Source organism: Allobosea sp. ASV33, assembly GCF_016428755.1.
Classification (GTDB): domain Bacteria; phylum Pseudomonadota; class Alphaproteobacteria; order Rhizobiales; family Beijerinckiaceae; genus Allobosea.
In genome coordinates, this window is record NZ_JAELTI010000319.1 from 1 (window position 1) to 306 (window position 306).

Sequence of the window (306 nt, forward strand, 5' to 3'; positions counted from 1 at the left end):
GTTCCGGAGGATCGGCGCGGCACCTTCGACGGCCTCGCCGAGCCGGCGGTGGTCGACTACATCAAGAGCCTCGGCGTCACCACGGTCGAGCTCCTGCCGGTGCATGCCTATCTCGACGACCATCACCCTGTCTCTTATACACATCTCCGAGCCCACGAGACTCTAGGCGCGATCTCGTTTGCCGTCTTCTGCGTGAAAAAGGGGGGGGGGGGGGGGGGGGGGGGGGGGGGGGGGGGGGGGGGGGGGGGGGGGGGGGGGGGGGGGGGGGGGGGGGGGGGGGGGGGGGGGGGGGGGGGGGGGGGGGGG

The 306-nt window shown here is 75.2% G+C and carries 1 protein-coding gene; it reads left to right on the forward strand.

Annotated elements, in window-relative coordinates; genetic code table 11:
- A partial coding sequence (locus JHD80_RS27840; protein ID WP_199093870.1) for a hypothetical protein occupies positions 1–306 on the forward strand: 306 nt, incomplete at both ends.